The following is a 17861-nucleotide window of genomic DNA, read 5'->3' as shown; positions in this document are numbered from 1 at the left end:
AAAGCGCCCCGCGTCTTGAACGGGCGGCGTGATGCTGAACAAATACCCTCTGTGGAAATACCTGCTGATCGTGTTGGTACTGACGGTCGGCTTCATTTATTCCGCACCCAACCTCTACCCGGATGATCCGGCGGTGCAGATCAGCGGCGCCAGCTCCGCCCTGCATGTCAGCCAGGCCGACCTCGACCGCGTGACCAAGGCGCTGGGCGATGCCGGCATCACCGTCAAGGGCGGCAGCCTGGGCGAGAAGGGCAGTGCCCTGGTGCGCCTGAGCAACCAGGAAGACCAGCTGCCGGCCAAGGATGTGGCGCGCAAGGCTCTCGGCGACGACTATGTCGTGGCCCTGAACCTGGCCCAGACCACCCCGCAGTGGCTGCGCAACCTGGGTGCCAGCCCGATGAAGCTCGGCCTGGACCTGTCCGGTGGTGTGCACTTCCTGCTGGAAGTGGACATGGACAAGGCCATGACCGCGCGCATGAAAGTCTACGAAGGCGAGGTCAAGACCTTGCTGCGCAAAGAGCGCATCCGCTACCGCAGCCTGCCGCAGCAGGATGGCGGGATCATGCTGGGCTTCGCCGACGATGCCACCCGCGAACAGGCCCGCAGCCTGATCCGCAAGAATTTCAATGATTTCGACCTGACCACCACCGAGCGCAGCGAACTTGCCGTGCTGCGCCTGGCCCTGACCCAGGCCAAGGTCGCCGAGATCCGCGAATACTCCATCAAGCAGAACCTGACCACCGTTCGCAACCGTGTGAACGAGCTGGGCGTGGCCGAGCCGCTGGTCCAGCGCCAGGGCGCCAACCGCATCGTGGTCGAGCTGCCGGGCGTGCAGGACACCGCCGAGGCCAAGCGTATCCTCGGCAAGACCGCCAACCTGGAGTTCCGCTTCGGTGCCGAGCCGGGCGCTTCCAAGGCCACCACCGAGGTGTTCGAGTTCCGCGAAGGCGGCCGCTCCGCCGCGGTCGAGCGCGGCCTGATCATCACCGGTGACCAGGTCACCGACGCCCAGGCCAGCTTCGACGAGCACGGTCGCCCGCAGGTGAACATTCGCCTCGACGGCCATGGCGGCGAGCTGATGAGCCGCGCCACCCGCAGCAACGTTGGGCGCAGCATGGCGGTGATCTTCATCGAGCAGAAGCCGATCACCCGCTACGAGAAGCAGACCGTCGACGGCGTCGAGAAGGACGTTGCCGTACAGAGCTTCAAGGAAGAGAAGAAAATCATCAGCCTGGCGACCATCCAGTCGCCGCTGGGCAGCCAATTCCGCATCACCGGCCTGAACGGCCAGGGTGAGTCCTCGGAACTGGCCCTGCTGCTGCGTGCCGGTGGTCTGGCCGCGCCGATGTACTTCGCCGAAGAACGTACCATTGGCCCAAGCCTGGGTGCCGACAACATCACCAAGGGTATCGATGCGTCGCTGTGGGGCATGCTGTTCGTCTCGCTGTTCATCATCGCCATCTACCGCGGCTTCGGCGTGATCGCCACCGTTGCCCTGGCGGGCAACATGGTCCTGCTGCTGGCGCTGATGTCGCTGCTGGGCGCCACGCTGACCCTGCCGGGTATCGCCGGTATCGTGTTGACCATGGGTATGGCGGTGGACGCCAACGTGCTGATCTTCTCGCGTATCCGCGAGGAGCTCAAAGCCGGCATGTCGGTGCAGCGCGCCATCCACGAAGGTTTCAACCGCGCCTACACCGCGATCATCGACGCCAACCTGACCAGCCTGCTGGTCGGCGGCATCCTGTTCGCCATGGGTACCGGCCCGGTCAAGGGCTTCGCGGTCACCATGTCCCTCGGGATTTTCACCTCGATGTTCACCGCCGTCATGGTGACCCGCGCCATGGTCAACCTGACCTGCGGCGGGCGTGACATCAAGAAGCTGTGGGTTTGAGGGAGCTGCGATGAAAACCATCAACTTCATGGGCGTGCGCAATGTCGCGTTCGCCATTACCGTGCTCCTGACCGTGCTGGCGCTGTTCAGCTGGTGGCAGAAAGGCCTGAACTTCGGCCTGGACTTCACCGGCGGCACGCTGATCGAGCTGACCTACGAGCGTCCGGCGGATCTCAAGGCCGTGCGTGCCGAACTGGTCGACTCCGGCTTCCACGAGGCCGTGGTGCAGAGCTTCGGCGCCACCACCGACCTGCTGGTGCGCATGCCCGGCGATGACCCGCAGCTGGGCAACAAGGTGGCCGCGGCGCTGCAGAAAGCCGGCGGCGACAACCCGGCCACGGTCAAGCGCGTCGAGTTCGTCGGCCCGCAGGTGGGTGAAGAGCTGCGCGACCAGGGCGGCATGGGCATGCTCCTGGCCCTGGGCGGCATCCTCATCTACCTGGCCTTCCGCTTCCAGTGGAAGTTCGCCGTGGGCGCGATCATCTCGCTGGTCCACGACGTGGTGGTCACGCTGGGTATCCTGTCGTTCTTCCAGATCACCTTCGACCTGACGGTGCTGGCGGCGGTGCTGGCGATCATCGGTTACTCGCTCAACGACACCATCGTCGTGTTCGACCGGGTGCGCGAGAACTTCCGGGTGATGCGCAAGGCCTCGCTGATCGAGAACATCAACGTCTCGACCACCCAGACCCTGCTGCGCACCATCGCCACCTCGGTGTCGACCTTGCTGGCCATCGCCGCGCTGCTGTTCTTCGGCGGCGACAACCTGTTCGGCTTCTCCCTGGCGCTGTTCATCGGCGTCATGGCGGGTACCTACTCGTCGATCTACATCGCCAACGTGGTGCTGATCTGGCTGAACCTGAACAGCGAAGACCTGATCCCGCCGGTGAAGACCGAGGGTGTGGACGAGCGTCCGTAAGGCTTCGTCCCGCGCCGTTTGGCGTAAAGAAAGGCGCGAGTGTTGAACTCGCGCCTTTTTTTTTGCTCCAAGGCAAGGAGAAGGCGGGCCAAGACCCCGCGGGTATGACTAGGAGGTTCACGTGAACAAATCAATGCTGGTGGGTGCGGTACTGGGTGCTGTCGGTGTAACCGCCGGAGGTGCTGTGGCGACCTACAGCTTGGTGAACAAAGGGCCTGAGTACGCCCAGGTCACCGACGTGCAGCCGATCAAGGAAACCATCAAGACGCCGCGCCAGGTGTGCAAGGACGTGGCGGTGACGCGCCAGGCGCCGGTCAAGGACCAGCACCAGATCGCCGGTACCGTGGTCGGCGCGCTCGCCGGCGGCCTGCTGGGCAACCAGATCGGCGGTGGTACCGGCAAGAAGATCGCCACGGTGGCCGGTGCGGTGGGTGGCGGTTATGCCGGCAACAAGGCCCAGGAGTACATGCAGGAGCGTGACACCTATACCACTACCCAGACCCGCTGCAACACGGTCAATGACCTGAGCGAGAAGGTGGTGGGCTACAACGTGACCTATTCCATCGGTGACCAGGTGGGCAAGGTGAAGATGGACCGTGACCCAGGTTCGACCATTCCGTTGGACAAGAATGGCAAGCTGGTGTTGAGCCAGAATCAGCCGGGGCAGTGATCCCGGCGCGAGCTGCTTTGTGTAGGAGCGGCCTTGTGTCGCGAAAGGGCTGCGAAGCAGCCCCGGCAATCTCGCGGCATATCACAGATCCTGGGGCCGCTTCGCGCCCCTTTCGCGACACAAGGCCGCTCCTACAGGGCGCGCGTGGGGTACAGGCATAAAAAAAGCACCCGAGGGTGCTTTTTTGTGCCCGAGGCGATCAGCGCTTCATGTGCTCTGGCAGGTGCGGCTGGATGGCCGTCAGCACGGCCTTGAAGCACTTGATGTTGCCCGCGACGATGTGGCCCTTCTCGAGGTGGTCGTGGCCACCGTTGAAGTCGCTCACCAGGCCACCGGCTTCCTGGATCAGCAGCACGCCGGCCGCCATGTCCCACTCGGACAGGCCCGACTCCCAGAAGGCGTCGAAGCGGCCGGCGGCCACGTAGGCCAGGTCCAGGCTGGCGGAGCCGGCGCGGCGGATGCCGGCGGTCTGGCCCGTCAGGGCGCGGAACATGCCCAGGTAGTTGTCCAGGTCGGCCATCTGGCTGTCGCGGAACGGGAAGCCGGTGCCCAGCAGGGCGCCGTCCAGGCTGGTGCGCGAGCTGACGCGGATGCGGCGGCCATTGACCTGGGCGCCACGGCCACGGCTGGCAGTGAATTCTTCCTGGCGAACCGGGTCGACGATCACGGCGTGCTCGAGGCGGCCGCGGTATTTGCAGGCGATGCTGACCGCAAAGTGAGGAACGCCACGCAGGAAGTTGGTGGTGCCATCGAGCGGGTCGATGATCCACAGGTAGTCCTTGCCTTCTTCACCGGAGCCAGCGTGCAGGCCGGTCTCTTCACCCTGGATGGAGTGGTTCGGATAGGCCTTGCGCAGGGCATCGACGATGACCTTCTCGGCGGCGCGATCGACCTCGGAGACGTAGTCCTTGGCCTGCTTTTCGTCGACTTTGATGCTATCCAGGCGTTCGATGGAGCGGAAAATCAGTTCACTGGCGCTGCGAGCGGCGCGCAGGGCGATATTCAGCATAGGCTGCATGGGCGTTTCACCTGGGATGTTAAAGAGGAAAGCCGCATAGTCTATCAGAAATCCACGACGGCAGAAGGGTCAGATGCGCTTTCGTGGCGTTACGTCCGTCGCTTCTGTAAGATCGTTTGCCCCTTTATCCCTACTCCGTGAGCTCAACACCTTGTTGCAGAATATTCGTGTTGTTCTGGTCAATACCAGCCACCCCGGCAATATCGGCGGCGCTGCTCGTGCCATGAAAAACATGGGCCTGTCGCGCCTGGTGCTGGTGCAGCCAAAAGAGTTCCCGTCAGGCGACGCCACCGCGCGCGCCTCGGGCGCCGACGACATCCTGGCCAATGCCCAGGTGGTCGACAGCCTCGAGGGCGCCTTGGTCGGTTGCAGCCTGGTGATGGGCACCAGCGCCCGCGAGCGCAGCATCCCCTGGCCGCTGATCGACCCGCGCGAGTGCGGGGCCAAGGCCGTGGAGCACGCCCGTGGCGGCGAAGAGATCGCCCTGGTGTTCGGGCGCGAGCACGCCGGCCTGACCAACGAAGAACTGCAGCGATGTCACTTCCACGTGCACATTCCCTCGAACCCCGACTTCAGCTCGCTGAACCTTGCCGCCGCGGTCCAGGTGCTCTCCTACGAGGTGCGCATGGCCTGGCTGGCGGCCGAAGGCGCGCCGTCGAAAGTCGAGAAGTTCGATGCCAACTCGCTGCGCAGCAACGAGCCGGCGACCATGGACGAAATGGAGCTGTTCTACGACCACCTGGAAAAGACCCTGGTGGACATCGGCTTCCTCGACCCGGAAAAGCCCAAGCACCTGATGCCGCGCCTGCGCCGGCTCTATGGGCGCAGCGCGGTCAATCGTTCGGAAATGAGCATTTTGCGCGGCATCCTCACCGAGACCCAGAAAGTCGCACGGGGCGAGCCGCATAAACGGAAGGACTGAAAGATGTTCGAGCGTCTGCGTGAAGATATCCAGAGCGTGTTCCATCGTGACCCGGCGGCGCGCAACGCCTTCGAGGTGCTGACCTGCTACCCCGGCATGCACGCGATCTGGCTGCACCGCCTGGGCAACGCATTGTGGAAGCGTGACTTCAAATGGCTGGCGCGGCTGGTGTCGAACTTCGGCCGTTGGCTGACCGGCATCGAGATCCACCCCGGCGCCACCATCGGCCGGCGCTTCTTCATCGACCACGGCATGGGCATCGTCATCGGCGAAACCGCCGAGATCGGCGACGACGTCACCCTGTACCAGGGCGTGACCCTGGGCGGCACCAGCTGGAACAAGGGCAAGCGCCACCCAACCTTGGAAAACGGCGTGGTGGTCGGTGCCGGCGCCAAGGTGCTGGGCCCGTTCACCGTCGGCGCCGGGGCCAAGATCGGCTCCAACGCGGTGGTGACCAAGGCGGTGCCGGCCGGCGCCACCGCGGTAGGTATCCCCGGGCGGATCATCGTCAAGAGCGAGGATGACGCGCTCGAGGCCAAGCGCAAGGCCATGGCCGAGAAGATCGGCTTCGACGCCTATGGGGTCAGCGGCGACATGCCCGACCCGGTGGCCCGCGCCATCGGCCAGATGCTCGACCACCTGCAAGCTGTCGACGAGCGCCTGGAGGGCATGTGTGGCGCGCTGACCCGGATGGGCAGTGACTACTGTGCCAAGGAGCTGCCGGCGCTGCCCGCCGACGAGTTTGCCGAAGCCTGCGTCGAGGCGAAGCAGGGCGACACCCAGGCGCATTGATTGCGCCAGCCCGACACAAGGGGCGTGTGCTCGCGCCCCTTGTCTGCTACACTCGCGCCCGCCTCCCGCATGCATACCCGACTAAAGCACTAGGTCTAATAGTTGACTTAAATGCTCGGGAATCGCATACTCGCACACATCCTGTAACTCCCGTGGTACCCATACGCCATGCGACTGACTACCAAAGGCCGATACGCCGTGACCGCCATGCTCGACCTGGCGTTGCACGCGCAGCATGGGCCGGTGTCTCTGGCCGATATTTCCGAGCGCCAGGGCATTTCCCTCTCTTATCTGGAGCAGCTGTTCGCCAAGCTGCGCCGCAGCAGCCTGGTTTCCAGTGTTCGCGGCCCGGGCGGCGGCTACCAGCTGTCGCGGGGCATGGAAACCATCCAGGTGGCCCAGGTTATCGACGCGGTCAACGAATCGGTCGATGCCACCCGCTGCCAGGGCCTGGGGGACTGCCACGCCGGTGATACCTGCCTGACCCACCACCTGTGGTGCGATCTCAGCCAGCAGATCCATGAATTCCTCAGTGGCATCAGCCTGGCCGACCTCGTCATGCGCCGCGAGGTGCAGGAAGTCGCCCAGCGTCAGGACCTGCGCCGCGTCGCAGGCCGTACCGCCCAGCTGGACAAGATTGAGACGTCCGCCGTCGACTGATAGCAGCGACGAGCGACGCCACCGCCTGATAGGAGATACTCAATGAAGTTGCCGATCTACCTCGATTACTCCGCGACCACCCCGGTCGACCCGCGCGTTGCGCAGAAGATGGCCGAGTGCCTGCTGGTCGACGGGAACTTCGGTAACCCGGCCTCGCGTTCCCACGTGTTCGGCTGGAAAGCCGAGGAAGCGGTGGAAAACGGCCGCCGCCAAGTGGCCGAGCTGATCAACGCCGACCCGCGCGAGATCGTCTGGACCAGTGGTGCCACCGAGTCCGACAACCTCGCCCTGAAAGGCGTGGCGCACTTCTATCAGACCAAGGGCAAGCACATCATCACCTCCAAGATCGAGCACAAGGCGGTCCTGGATACCGCTCGCCAGCTCGAGCGTGAAGGTTTCGAGGTGACCTACCTGGAGCCCGGCGAAGACGGCATCGTCACCCCGGCCATGGTCGAGGCCGTCCTGCGCGACGACACCATCCTGGTCTCGCTGATGCACGTGAACAACGAAGTCGGCTCGATCAACGACATCGCCGCCATCGGTGAGCTGACCCGCTCGCGCGGCGTGCTGTTCCATGTCGACGCCGCCCAGTCGGCCGGCAAGGTCGAGATCGACGTGCAGAAGCTCAAGGTCGACCTGATGTCGTTCTCGGCGCACAAGGTCTACGGCCCCAAAGGCATCGGCGCGCTGTACGTCAGCCGCAAGCCGCGCGTGCGCCTGGAAGCCATCATTCACGGCGGTGGCCATGAGCGCGGCATGCGTTCGGGCACCCTGCCGACCCACCAGATCGTCGGCATGGGCGAAGCCTTCGCCATCGCCAAGCAGGAAATGGCCGCGGAAAACGTGCGCATCAAGGCCCTGAGCGACCGCTTCTTCAAGCAGGTTTCCAACCTCGAGGAGCTGTACGTCAACGGCAGCCAGACCCAGCGTGTGCCGCACAACCTGAACCTGAGCTTCAACTACGTCGAAGGCGAGTCGCTGCTGATGTCGCTCAAGGACATCGCCGTTTCGTCCGGTTCGGCCTGCACCTCCGCTTCGCTCGAGCCGTCCTACGTCCTGCGCGCCCTGGGCCGCAACGACGAACTGGCGCACAGCTCGATCCGCTTCTCCTTCGGCCGCTTCACCAGCGAAGAAGAAGTCGACTACGCCGCGCAGGAAGTCTGCAAGGCAGTCAACAAGCTGCGCGAACTCTCGCCGCTGTGGGACATGTACAAAGACGGCGTCGACATCTCCAAGATCGAGTGGGCCGCCCACTAAGCAGTCGCCGGCAAGAGCGGCTCCCTGATGAGGAAGGAATTGCACCATGGCATACAGTGAAAAGGTCATCGACCACTACGAAAACCCACGCAACGTCGGCAAGATGAACGCCGAGGACCCGGATGTCGGGACCGGCATGGTCGGCGCCCCGGCCTGTGGCGACGTGATGCGTCTGCAGATCAAGGTCAACGAGCAAGGCATCATCGAAGACGCCAAGTTCAAGACCTACGGCTGCGGTTCGGCCATCGCCTCCAGCTCCCTGGCCACCGAGTGGATGAAGGGCAAGACCCTGGACGAAGCCGAGACCATCAAGAACACCCAGCTGGCCGAAGAACTGGCGTTGCCGCCGGTCAAGATCCACTGCTCGGTACTCGCCGAAGATGCCATCAAGGCAGCCGTGCGCGATTACAAGCAGAAGAAAGGCTTGATCTGAGTCGACTGACGCAAGGTAGAGGTAAGGAGTTCCGATGGCTATCAGCATGACAGAAGCCGCCGCCAACCACATTCGCCGCTCCCTCGACGGGCGCGGCAAGGGTGAGGGCATTCGCCTGGGCGTGCGCACCACCGGCTGCTCGGGCCTGGCCTACGTGCTGGAGTTCGTCGACGAGCTGGCCGCAGAGGACCAGGTGTTCGAGAACCACGGCGTGAAGGTCATCATCGACCCGAAAAGCCTGGTGTACCTCGATGGCACCGAGCTGGACTTCGTCAAGGAAGGGTTGAACGAAGGCTTCAAGTTCAACAACCCCAACGTGCGCGGTGAGTGTGGCTGCGGCGAAAGCTTCAACGTCTGAGGCTGGCTGTGGGTACTCTTTGCCATTTCGCCCTGTTTGACCTGCAGCCGGGCTTCCGCCTGGACCTCGACCAGCTGGCCGCGCGTTATCGCGAGCTGGCCCGCGAGGTCCATCCGGACCGCTTCGCCGATGCTTCCGAGCGCGAGCAACGCCTCGCCCTGGAACAGTCCGCGGCCCTCAACGACGCCTACCAGACCTTGCGCAGCGCGCCCCGCCGTGCCCGCTACCTGCTGGCCATCGGTGGCCACGAAGTGCCCCAGGAAGTCACCGTGCACGACCCGGACTTCCTGCTGCAGCAGATGCAGTGGCGCGAAGAGCTCGAAGAGCTGCAGGACGAAGCCGACCTCGATGGCGTGGGGGTGTTCAAGAAGCGCCTCAAGGCCGCCCAGGACAAGCTCAACGAGGATTTCGCCGCCTGCTGGGATGTAGCTGCCGAGCGCGACCAGGCCGAGCGCCTGATGCGCCGCATGCAGTTCCTCGACAAGCTCGCCCAAGAAGTGCGCCAACTCGAAGAGCGCCTCGACGATTAACCCCGGCGTCGCCCGTGATGACGCCTAAGGTACTCAGATAAGCATGGCCCTACTGCAGATCGCCGAACCCGGTCAGAGCCCCCAGCCGCACCAGCGCCGCCTGGCGGTGGGTATCGACCTGGGCACCACCAATTCTCTCGTCGCCGCCGTGCGCAGCGGGCGCAGCGAACCGCTGCCCGATGCCCAGGGGCAGTTGATCCTGCCGTCGGCGGTGCGCTACCTCGAAGGCCGCAACGAAGTTGGCCAGGCCGCGCGCGACGCCGCCTCCAGCGACCCGCTGAACACCATCCTGTCGGTCAAGCGCCTGATGGGGCGTGGCCTGGCGGACGTCAAACAACTGGGCGAGCAGCTGCCGTACCGGTTCGTCGGTGGCGAATCGCACATGCCGTTCATCGATACCGTGCAGGGGCCCAAGAGCCCGGTGCAAGTGTCCGCCGATATCCTCAAGGTGCTGCGCCAGCGCGCCGAGGCCACCCTCGGTGGCGAGCTGGTCGGTGCGGTGATCACCGTGCCCGCCTACTTCGACGATGCCCAGCGCCAAGCCACCAAGGACGCTGCGCGCCTGGCCGGCCTGAACGTGCTGCGCCTGCTCAACGAGCCCACCGCAGCGGCCGTGGCCTATGGCCTGGACCAGAACGCCGAAGGCCTTGTGGCGATCTACGACCTGGGTGGCGGTACCTTCGATATTTCCATCCTGCGCCTGACCGGCGGTGTGTTCGAGGTGCTGGCCACCGGCGGCGACACCGCCCTGGGCGGTGATGACTTCGACCATGCCATTGCCGGTTGGATCATCGAGCAGGCCGGGCTGTCCTCGGACCTTGACCCGGCTACCCAGCGCCAGTTGCTGCAGGCCGCCTGCGCCGCCAAAGAAGCCCTGACCGATGCCGATGTAGTCGTCGTCAGCCACGGCGCCTGGCAAGGCGAGCTGAGCCGCGCCGCCTTCGAGGCGATGATCGAGCCGCTGGTGGCCCGTAGCCTCAAGGCCTGCCGCCGCGCCGTACGCGACAGCGGCGTGGAGCTCGAGGAGGTCGGCGCGGTGGTGATGGTCGGCGGTTCGACCCGCGTGCCGCGTGTACGCGAAGCGGTCGGCGCGCTGTTCGGCCGCACCCCGTTGACCTCGATCGACCCGGACCAGGTGGTGGCCATCGGTGCCGCCATCCAGGCCGACACCCTGGCCGGCAACCGCCGCGAAGGGGGCGAACTGCTGCTGCTCGACGTCATCCCGCTGTCCCTGGGCCTTGAGACCATGGGCGGGCTGATGGAGAAGGTGATCCCGCGCAACACCACCATTCCGGTGGCTCGCGCCCAGGAGTTCACCACCTACAAGGATGGCCAGTCGGCCATGATGATCCACGTGCTGCAAGGCGAGCGCGAGCTGATCAGCGACTGCCGTTCGCTGGCGCGCTTCGAGCTGCGCGGCATCCCGGCGATGGTCGCCGGCGCGGCGAAGATCCGCGTCACCTTCCAGGTCGACGCCGACGGCCTGCTCAGCGTGGCAGCCCGCGAACTGGGCTCGGGGGTCGAGTCGAGCATCCAGGTCAAGCCGTCCTATGGCCTGACCGACGGCGAGATCGCGCGCATGCTCAAGGACTCCTTCGAGCACGCAGGTTCCGACAAGCAGGCCCGCCAGTTGCGCGAGCACCAGGTCGATGCCGAGCGTCTGCTCGAAGCGGTGCAGGGCGCCCTCGATGCCGACGGTGAGCGCCTGCTCAGCAGCGACGAGCGCGAGGCCATCGCCTTCCAGATGCAAGAATTGCGTGATTTGCTCAGCGGCACCGATGGCGTCGCCATCGAGCAGCAGACCAAGCGTCTGTCGCAGGTGACCGATGCATTTGCCGCCCGTCGCCTTGATTCGACGGTCAAAGCCGCACTGGCCGGGCGCAACCTGAATGAGATCGAGGAGTAACCGATGCCCCAGGTGATTTTCCTGCCGCACGAAAAGTTCTGCCCGGACGGGCTGGTGGTTGAAGTGGAGCCAGGCACCAATATCCTGGAGCTGGCCCACGAGCATCACATCGAGATGGAAAGCGCCTGTGGCGGTGTGTGCGCCTGCACCACCTGCCACTGCATCGTGCGCGAAGGCTTCGACTCGCTCGAGGAAGCCGACGAGCTCGAGGAAGACATGCTGGACAAGGCCTGGGGCCTGGAAGCGCAATCGCGCCTGGCCTGCCAGGTGATCGTCGGCGACGAGGACCTCACCATCGAGATCCCCAAGTACTCGCTCAACCACGCCGCCGAAGCGCCGCACTGAGGTTTGCCCCATGAGCCTGAAATGGATTGATGTACTTGAGATCGCCATCCAGCTTGCGGAAAGCAAGCCGGACGTCGATCCTAAATATGTGAATTTCGTCGATCTGCACCGTTGGGTGCTGGCCTTGCCAGAGTTCAGCGACGATCCGTCACGCGGCGGTGAGAAAGTGCTCGAGGCCATCCAGGCGGCCTGGATCGAGGAAGCCGACTGAGCGCACGCTGCAGGTTAGGCAATCCCCTGGAACCCGCGTATAATTCGCGGGTTTAATTTTTCGCAATACTCAATATTCTGGAGTTTTCCATGGCTGTTCAACGTACTTTCTCCATCATCAAGCCTGACGCCGTTGCCAAGAACGTCATCGGCGAGATCACCACTCGCTTCGAGAAAGCCGGCCTGCGCGTCGTCGCTTCGAAAATGAAGCAGCTGTCCAAAGCCGAAGCCGAAGGCTTCTACGCCGAGCACAAAGAGCGTGGCTTCTTTGGTGACCTGGTTGCCTTCATGACTTCCGGCCCAGTCGTTGTCCAGGTTCTGGAAGGCGAGAACGCCATTCTGGCCAACCGTGAGCTGATGGGCGCTACCAACCCTAAAGAAGCTGCTGCCGGCACCATCCGTGCCGACTTCGCCGAGTCGATCGACGCCAACGCCGTTCACGGTTCGGACTCCGAAGCCGCCGCTGCTCGCGAAATCGCTTACTTCTTCGCTGCTACCGAGGTAACCACTCGCTAAGCGAAAGCTTACGGGTAAGGGTGAATCCATGACGACATCGACTGACAAGATCAACCTGCTGGGGCTGACCCTGGCGGAAATGGAACAGTTCTTCGACTCAATCGGGGAGAAGCGCTTCCGTGCCGGTCAGGTGATGAAATGGATTCACCATTTTGGCGTTGATGATTTCGCCGCCATGACGAACGTCGGCAAGGTCTTGCGCGAAAAGCTCGAGGCCGTTGCCGAGATTCGTGGTCCGGAGGTGGTCAGTGAAGACATTTCCGCCGACGGTACCCGCAAGTGGGTGGTCCGCGTTGCCTCCGGCAGCTGCGTCGAGACCGTCTACATCCCTACCGACGATCGCGGCACCCTGTGCGTGTCGTCGCAAGCCGGCTGCGCCCTGGACTGCAGTTTCTGCTCCACCGGCAAGCAAGGCTTCAACAGCAACCTCACCGCCGCCGAAGTGATCGGCCAGGTGTGGCTTGCCAACAAATCCTTCGGGACCGTCCCGGCCAAGATCGACCGCGCGATTACCAACGTGGTCATGATGGGCATGGGCGAACCCCTGCTGAATTTCGACAATGTCATCGCCGCCATGAAGATCATGATGGAAGATCTGGGCTATGGCATTTCCAAGCGTCGCGTGACCCTGTCCACCTCGGGCGTGGTGCCGATGATCGACGAGCTGGCCAAGCACATCGACGTGTCGCTGGCCCTGTCGCTGCACGCGCCGAACGACGAACTGCGCAACAAGCTGGTGCCGATCAACAAGAAGTACCCGCTGAAGATGCTGCTGGACTCGTGCATGGGCTACATGTCCACCCTGGGTGGCAAGCGTGTGCTGACCATCGAGTACACCCTGCTCAAGGACGTCAACGACCAGCCTGAGCACGCGGCGCAAATGATCGAACTGCTGCGCGACGTGCCATGCAAGATCAACCTGATCCCGTTCAACCCGTTCCCGCACTCGGGCTACGAACGGCCGAGCAACAACGCCATTCGTCGTTTCCAGGACCTGCTGCACCACGGTGGTTTCAACGTCACCACCCGCACCACCCGCGGTGACGACATCGACGCCGCCTGTGGGCAGTTGGTGGGCCAGGTCAACGACCGCACCCGTCGCAGCGAGCGCTACATCGCCGTGCGCCAGCTGGCCGCCGACGAGCCGCAAGACAGCGCCGCGCGCCCCTGACGAGCACCTGCCCATGACCTTGCGCGCCGCGCTGTCGATCCTGACGCTTTCGCTGCTGGCCGGCTGCGTGTCCGGCGGCGCGGGCGATCCCCTGGCCAGCCGCCAGGGGCGCGAGGACGCGGGTAGGGCCTATGTGCAGTTGGGCCTGGGGTATTTGCAACAAGGCTTGACCGAACAGGCCAAGGCGCCACTGGGCAAGGCCCTGGCCCTCGACAGCCGAGATGCCGATGCCCACGCCGCCCTGGCGCTGGTGTTCCAGGCCGAAGGCGAACCGGCCTTGGCTGGCCAGCACTTTGCCAAGGCGCTGGCGACCCAGCCGAATGACACACGAATCCGTAACAATTACGGCAGTTTCCTATATGCTCAGGGCCGTTTCGGCGAAGCCCAGGCGAACTTTCGCCAGGCCGCCGCCGATACCCTGTATCCTGAGCGGTCCCGGGTGTACGAGAACCTGGGGCTGACCGCCCTGAAGCTGGGGCAGGCGGCGCAAGCGCGCGACTATCTGGAAAAAGCCCTTCGGCTCAATCAGCGGCAACCGAAGGCTTTGCTCGAAATGGCTGAGTTGTCCTACGAAAACAGGCATTATGTGCCGGCCCGGGACTACTACGATCGATTCAGCCAACTGAGCGACCAGAACGCCCGCAGCCTGCTGCTGGGCAGCCGCCTGGCCCGTGCCCTCGACGAACAGGGCGACGCGGCCCGGTTGGGCCAGCAACTACAACGACTTTATCCCGGTACGCCGGAATATCAGCAATACCTGTCGGAGCAACGATGAAAGCCGCGCACACCGAAGTAGCAGCAGCGACTGGCCAGAACCCCGGTGACGTCTTGCGCCAGGCCCGCGAAAAGCGGGACTGGAGCCAGGCCGAGGTCGCTCGAAAGCTCAACCTCACGGTATCTTCGCTGAACAACCTGGAAAACGGCGCCTTCGACAAGCTGCCGGGGCACACCTTCGCCCGTGGCTACATTCGCGCCTATGCCAAGTTGATGGACATGGACCAGGCGCCGCTGGTCGAGGCTTTCGACCAGATCACCGGGAGCCACGCCAAGGGCAGCGAAGTGCATGCGCTGGGCCGTATCGAAGAGCCGGTGCGCCTGTCCCACAACATCCTGCGGGTGGTCAGCCTGCTGCTGCTGGTGGCCGTGGTCGGCGGTGGTTTCTTCTGGTGGCAGGACCAGAGCAGCCAGCGGGGCAAGGATCTGGCCAAGATCGCCCTGGAGCACGTCGAGGTCGAGAGCGCCGACGGCACCACCCAGATCCACCCGCTGGACGAGCCGGAAGACCAGGCCGTGAGCGAGGGCCAGCAAGCCGAGGGCCAGGCCCTGCCGCTGGAGCCCGCCAGCCCTGACGCGGCACCGGCCGAGGCTGCGCAAGCCCCGGCGGCGCCCGCCAGCGCTACCGCACCGGCCGCCCCTGTGGCGCCGAGCGCGCCGCTCGCCAGTGCCCCGGCCCCGGCCGTCGCCGGCACGCAGGCTGCCCCGGTCGCCCCCGTGGTGCCCGCTGCCCCCGTGGCCGCAGCGCCGGCGCCGGTCAGCGAGGCCGCTCCGGCCGCCGCCGGTGGCGCCAATGTACACATCCAGTTCACCGCCGATTGCTGGACCCAGGTCACCGACGGCAACGGCAAGGTGCTGTTCAGCGCCATCAAGCGCAAGGGCGACAGCCTGGAACTGACCGGCAAGCCACCGTTCGCGGTGCGCCTGGGCTTCGCCCGCGGCGCCCAGGTGAGCTACAACGGCCAGGCGGTCGATGTCGCCCCGTTCACCAGTGGCGAAACCGCTCGCCTGAAGTTGGGACAGTAAGTCATGCACGGCGAATCTCCGATCAAACGTCGCGAATCCCGCAAAATCTGGGTCGGCAATGTGCCGGTGGGTGGCGATGCCCCCATCGCGGTGCAGAGCATGACCAACACCGACACCAACGACGTGGCCGCCACCGTGGCGCAGATCCAGCGCCTGGTCGATGCCGGCGTGGATATCGTCCGCGTGTCGGTGCCGGACATGGACGCCGCCGAGGCGTTCGGCCGTATCAAGCAGCTGGTCAGCGTGCCGCTGGTCGCCGACATTCACTTCGACTACAAGATCGCCCTGCGCGTGGCTGAGCTGGGTGTCGACTGCCTGCGCATCAACCCGGGCAACATCGGCCGCGAAGACCGCGTGCGCGCGGTGGTCGATGCCGCCCGCGACCGTGGCATCCCGATTCGTATCGGGGTCAACGCCGGCTCCCTGGAAAAAGACCTGCAGAAGAAGTACGGCGAGCCGACCCCGGCCGCGCTGGTCGAATCGGCGCTGCGCCATGTCGAGCACCTCGACCGCCTCGACTTCCAGGACTTCAAGGTCAGCGTCAAGGCCTCGGACGTGTTCATGGCCGTCGAAGCCTACCGCCTGCTGGCCAAGCAGATCATCCAGCCGCTGCATCTGGGCATCACCGAAGCCGGTGGCCTGCGCTCGGGGACGGTGAAATCCGCCGTCGGCCTCGGTATGCTGCTGGCCGAAGGCATCGGCGACACCATTCGCATTTCGCTGGCGGCCGACCCGGTCGAGGAAGTGAAGGTCGGCTACGACATCCTCAAGTCGCTGCACCTGCGCTCGCGCGGCATCAACTTCATCGCCTGCCCGAGCTGCTCGCGGCAGAACTTCGATGTGGTCAAGACCATGAACGAGCTGGAAGGGCGCCTGGAAGACCTGCTGGTGCCGCTGGACGTGGCGGTGATCGGCTGCGTGGTCAACGGCCCGGGCGAAGCCAAGGAGTCGCACGTGGGCCTGACCGGTGGCACGCCGAACCTGGTGTACATCGATGGCAAGCCGTCGCAGAAACTGAACAACGACAACCTGGTCGACGAGCTGGAAAAGCTCATCCGCCAGAAAGCGGCCGAGAAGGCCGAGGCCGACGCGGCGCTGATCGCCCGCGGCTGAGCACAGATTCGTAAGGACTATTCGTGAGCAAATCGCTGCAAGCCATCCGTGGCATGAACGACATCCTGCCCGACCAGTCGCCGCTGTGGCGCTACTTCGAGGGCACCGTGGCCGGCTTGCTGGACAGCTACGGCTACAGCCAGATCCGCACGCCGATCGTCGAGTTCACCGAGCTGTTCAAGCGCTCGATTGGTGAAGTGACCGACATCGTCGAAAAAGAGATGTACACCTTCGAGGACCGCAACGGCGATTCGCTCACCCTGCGCCCCGAGGGCACCGCCGCCTGCGTGCGCGCCGTGCTCGAGCACGGCATCACCGGCAACGGCCAGGTGCAGAAACTCTGGTACATCGGCCAGATGTTCCGCCACGAGCGCCCGCAGAAAGGCCGCTACCGCCAGTTCCACCAGATCGGCGTGGAGGTGTTCAACCTCGACGGCCCGGACGTCGATGCCGAGCTGATCATGCTGACCTGGCGCCTGTGGGGCCTGCTCGGCATCCAGGATGCCGTCCAACTGCAGCTCAACAGCCTGGGCACCAGTGAAGCCCGCGCGCGCTACCGCGACGCGCTGGTCGACTACCTCAGCGCCCGCCTCGAGCAACTGGACGAAGACAGCCAGCGCCGCCTGAAGAGCAACCCACTGCGCATCCTCGACAGCAAGGACCAGAACACCCAGGCGGTGCTGGTCGGCGCGCCGAAGCTGGAAGACTACCTGGACGAAGCATCCCGCGTGCACTTCGAGGGCCTCAAGGCCCGTCTCGACGCCGCCGGCATTCCGTTCGTGATCAACACCAAGCTGGTGCGCGGCCTGGATTACTACAGCAAGACCGTGTTCGAGTGGGTCACCGATAAGCTCGGCGCCCAGGGCACCGTCTGCGCCGGTGGCCGCTATGACGGCCTGGTCGAGCAGATGGGCGGCAAGCCGACCCCGGGCGTTGGTTTCGCCATGGGCATCGAGCGCCTGATCCTGCTGCTGGAGACCCTGGGCAAGGTGCCCGAGTCGCTCAGCCGCACCCTCGATGTGTACTTGTGTGCCTTCGGTGAACAAGCCGAGCTGGCCGCCCTGCGCCTGAGCGAAGGCCTGCGCGATCGCCTGCCGGGCCTGCGCCTGGCGGTCAACGCCGGTGCAGGCAGCTTCAAGAGCCAGTTCAAGAAAGCCGACAAGAGCGGCGCCTTGTTCGCCTTGATCCTGGGTGACGACGAACTGGCCAAGCAAGAAATCGGCCTCAAGCCCCTGCGTGGCCAGGGCGACCAACAGAACATTGCCTGGGCTGCTCTGGCTGAGCACCTGGAAACCGCGATCGCGCAAGCGTAACGCGGTTCAACAAGCGAATAGGCGAAAAGGAGTA

20 protein-coding genes are annotated in these 17861 nt (G+C 64.6%); 19 read left to right on the top strand and 1 reads right to left on the bottom strand.

What is annotated here, in order from left to right:
- Positions 1 to 31: 31 nt before the first annotated feature.
- The 3 genes from secD to NJG22_RS00275 all read left to right on the top strand — a co-directional run bounded on the left by secD (position 32) and on the right by NJG22_RS00275 (position 3483).
- Positions 32 to 1894: a protein translocase subunit SecD gene (gene secD, locus NJG22_RS00285; protein ID WP_134689995.1), complete on the top strand. Its 1863-nt coding sequence runs from the start codon at positions 32 to 34 to the stop codon at positions 1892 to 1894.
- 10 nt (positions 1895 to 1904) lie between these two features.
- Positions 1905 to 2813, top strand: a complete 909-nt coding sequence (gene secF, locus NJG22_RS00280) for a protein translocase subunit SecF (RefSeq protein ID WP_134689994.1) — start codon at positions 1905 to 1907, stop codon at positions 2811 to 2813.
- A gap of 121 nt (positions 2814 to 2934) precedes the next feature.
- Positions 2935 to 3483 (top strand): glycine zipper 2TM domain-containing protein, encoded by a 549-nt coding sequence (locus NJG22_RS00275; RefSeq protein WP_134689993.1) that lies wholly within the window; start codon positions 2935 to 2937, stop codon positions 3481 to 3483.
- 199 nt (positions 3484 to 3682) lie between these two features.
- Here the strand turns inward: NJG22_RS00275 and suhB are convergent, their stop codons facing one another.
- On the bottom strand, positions 3683 to 4501 hold the full coding sequence (gene suhB / locus NJG22_RS00270; RefSeq protein ID WP_217850045.1) for an inositol-phosphate phosphatase: 819 nt from the start codon (positions 4499 to 4501) through the stop codon (positions 3683 to 3685).
- 151 nt (positions 4502 to 4652) lie between these two features.
- On the opposite strand from suhB, the gene trmJ reads away from it, so the two are divergent.
- The 16 genes from trmJ to hisS all read left to right on the top strand — a co-directional run bounded on the left by trmJ (position 4653) and on the right by hisS (position 17827).
- The gene (gene trmJ, locus NJG22_RS00265; RefSeq protein ID WP_253091664.1) at positions 4653 to 5423 is read left to right on the top strand and encodes a tRNA (cytosine(32)/uridine(32)-2'-O)-methyltransferase TrmJ; all 771 of its coding nucleotides are present in this window, start codon (positions 4653 to 4655) and stop codon (positions 5421 to 5423) included.
- Positions 5424 to 5426: 3 nt separating this feature from the next.
- Positions 5427 to 6215 (top strand): serine O-acetyltransferase, encoded by a 789-nt coding sequence (gene cysE, locus NJG22_RS00260; protein ID WP_217850042.1) that lies wholly within the window; start codon positions 5427 to 5429, stop codon positions 6213 to 6215.
- Positions 6216 to 6383: 168 nt separating this feature from the next.
- A complete protein-coding gene (gene iscR, locus NJG22_RS00255) occupies positions 6384 to 6875 on the top strand; it encodes a Fe-S cluster assembly transcriptional regulator IscR (protein ID WP_008092572.1) in 492 nt (163 codons plus the stop codon).
- A 42-nt stretch (positions 6876 to 6917) separates the two neighbouring features.
- Positions 6918 to 8132, top strand: a complete 1215-nt coding sequence (locus NJG22_RS00250) for an IscS subfamily cysteine desulfurase (protein ID WP_217850040.1) — start codon at positions 6918 to 6920, stop codon at positions 8130 to 8132.
- Between the two features lie 46 nt (positions 8133 to 8178).
- A complete protein-coding gene (iscU, locus tag NJG22_RS00245) occupies positions 8179 to 8565 on the top strand; it encodes a Fe-S cluster assembly scaffold IscU (RefSeq protein WP_007929523.1) in 387 nt (128 codons plus the stop codon).
- A gap of 34 nt (positions 8566 to 8599) precedes the next feature.
- Entirely contained in the window at positions 8600 to 8923 is a 324-nt protein-coding gene (gene iscA, locus NJG22_RS00240; protein WP_023630636.1) for an iron-sulfur cluster assembly protein IscA, read from the top strand.
- An 8-nt stretch (positions 8924 to 8931) separates the two neighbouring features.
- Positions 8932 to 9453 (top strand): co-chaperone HscB, encoded by a 522-nt coding sequence (gene hscB, locus NJG22_RS00235; protein WP_253091663.1) that lies wholly within the window; start codon positions 8932 to 8934, stop codon positions 9451 to 9453.
- Positions 9454 to 9496: 43 nt separating this feature from the next.
- Complete coding sequence (hscA, locus tag NJG22_RS00230) at positions 9497 to 11359, top strand: Fe-S protein assembly chaperone HscA (RefSeq protein ID WP_253091662.1); 1863 nt, start codon at positions 9497 to 9499, stop codon at positions 11357 to 11359.
- A gap of 3 nt (positions 11360 to 11362) precedes the next feature.
- Positions 11363 to 11704: an ISC system 2Fe-2S type ferredoxin gene (fdx, locus tag NJG22_RS00225; RefSeq protein ID WP_134689986.1), complete on the top strand. Its 342-nt coding sequence runs from the start codon at positions 11363 to 11365 to the stop codon at positions 11702 to 11704.
- A gap of 10 nt (positions 11705 to 11714) precedes the next feature.
- Positions 11715 to 11915, top strand: a complete 201-nt coding sequence (iscX, locus tag NJG22_RS00220; protein ID WP_027920277.1) for a Fe-S cluster assembly protein IscX — start codon at positions 11715 to 11717, stop codon at positions 11913 to 11915.
- Positions 11916 to 12004: 89 nt separating this feature from the next.
- Positions 12005 to 12430: a nucleoside-diphosphate kinase gene (gene ndk, locus NJG22_RS00215; RefSeq protein WP_023630072.1), complete on the top strand. Its 426-nt coding sequence runs from the start codon at positions 12005 to 12007 to the stop codon at positions 12428 to 12430.
- Between the two features lie 28 nt (positions 12431 to 12458).
- Positions 12459 to 13601 (top strand): 23S rRNA (adenine(2503)-C(2))-methyltransferase RlmN, encoded by a 1143-nt coding sequence (rlmN, locus tag NJG22_RS00210; RefSeq protein WP_217850035.1) that lies wholly within the window; start codon positions 12459 to 12461, stop codon positions 13599 to 13601.
- A gap of 13 nt (positions 13602 to 13614) precedes the next feature.
- Complete coding sequence (pilW, locus tag NJG22_RS00205; RefSeq protein ID WP_253091661.1) at positions 13615 to 14376, top strand: type IV pilus biogenesis/stability protein PilW; 762 nt, start codon at positions 13615 to 13617, stop codon at positions 14374 to 14376.
- On the top strand, positions 14373 to 15401 hold the full coding sequence (locus NJG22_RS00200; protein ID WP_253091660.1) for a RodZ domain-containing protein: 1029 nt from the start codon (positions 14373 to 14375) through the stop codon (positions 15399 to 15401). The genes pilW and NJG22_RS00200 overlap by 4 nt, the downstream gene beginning before the upstream one ends.
- Positions 15402 to 15404: 3 nt before the next feature.
- On the top strand, positions 15405 to 16514 hold the full coding sequence (ispG, locus tag NJG22_RS00195) for a flavodoxin-dependent (E)-4-hydroxy-3-methylbut-2-enyl-diphosphate synthase (protein ID WP_134689982.1): 1110 nt from the start codon (positions 15405 to 15407) through the stop codon (positions 16512 to 16514).
- Positions 16515 to 16537: 23 nt separating this feature from the next.
- Positions 16538 to 17827 (top strand): histidine--tRNA ligase, encoded by a 1290-nt coding sequence (gene hisS / locus NJG22_RS00190; RefSeq protein ID WP_253091659.1) that lies wholly within the window; start codon positions 16538 to 16540, stop codon positions 17825 to 17827.
- Positions 17828 to 17861: the final 34 nt, after the last annotated feature.

Source organism: Pseudomonas sp. VA159-2 (assembly GCF_024126635.1).
Classification (GTDB): domain Bacteria; phylum Pseudomonadota; class Gammaproteobacteria; order Pseudomonadales; family Pseudomonadaceae; genus Aquipseudomonas; species Aquipseudomonas muyukensis.
The sequence above is the reverse complement of the archived record's forward strand: the minus strand, read 5'-3'. Positions and strand labels throughout refer to the sequence as shown.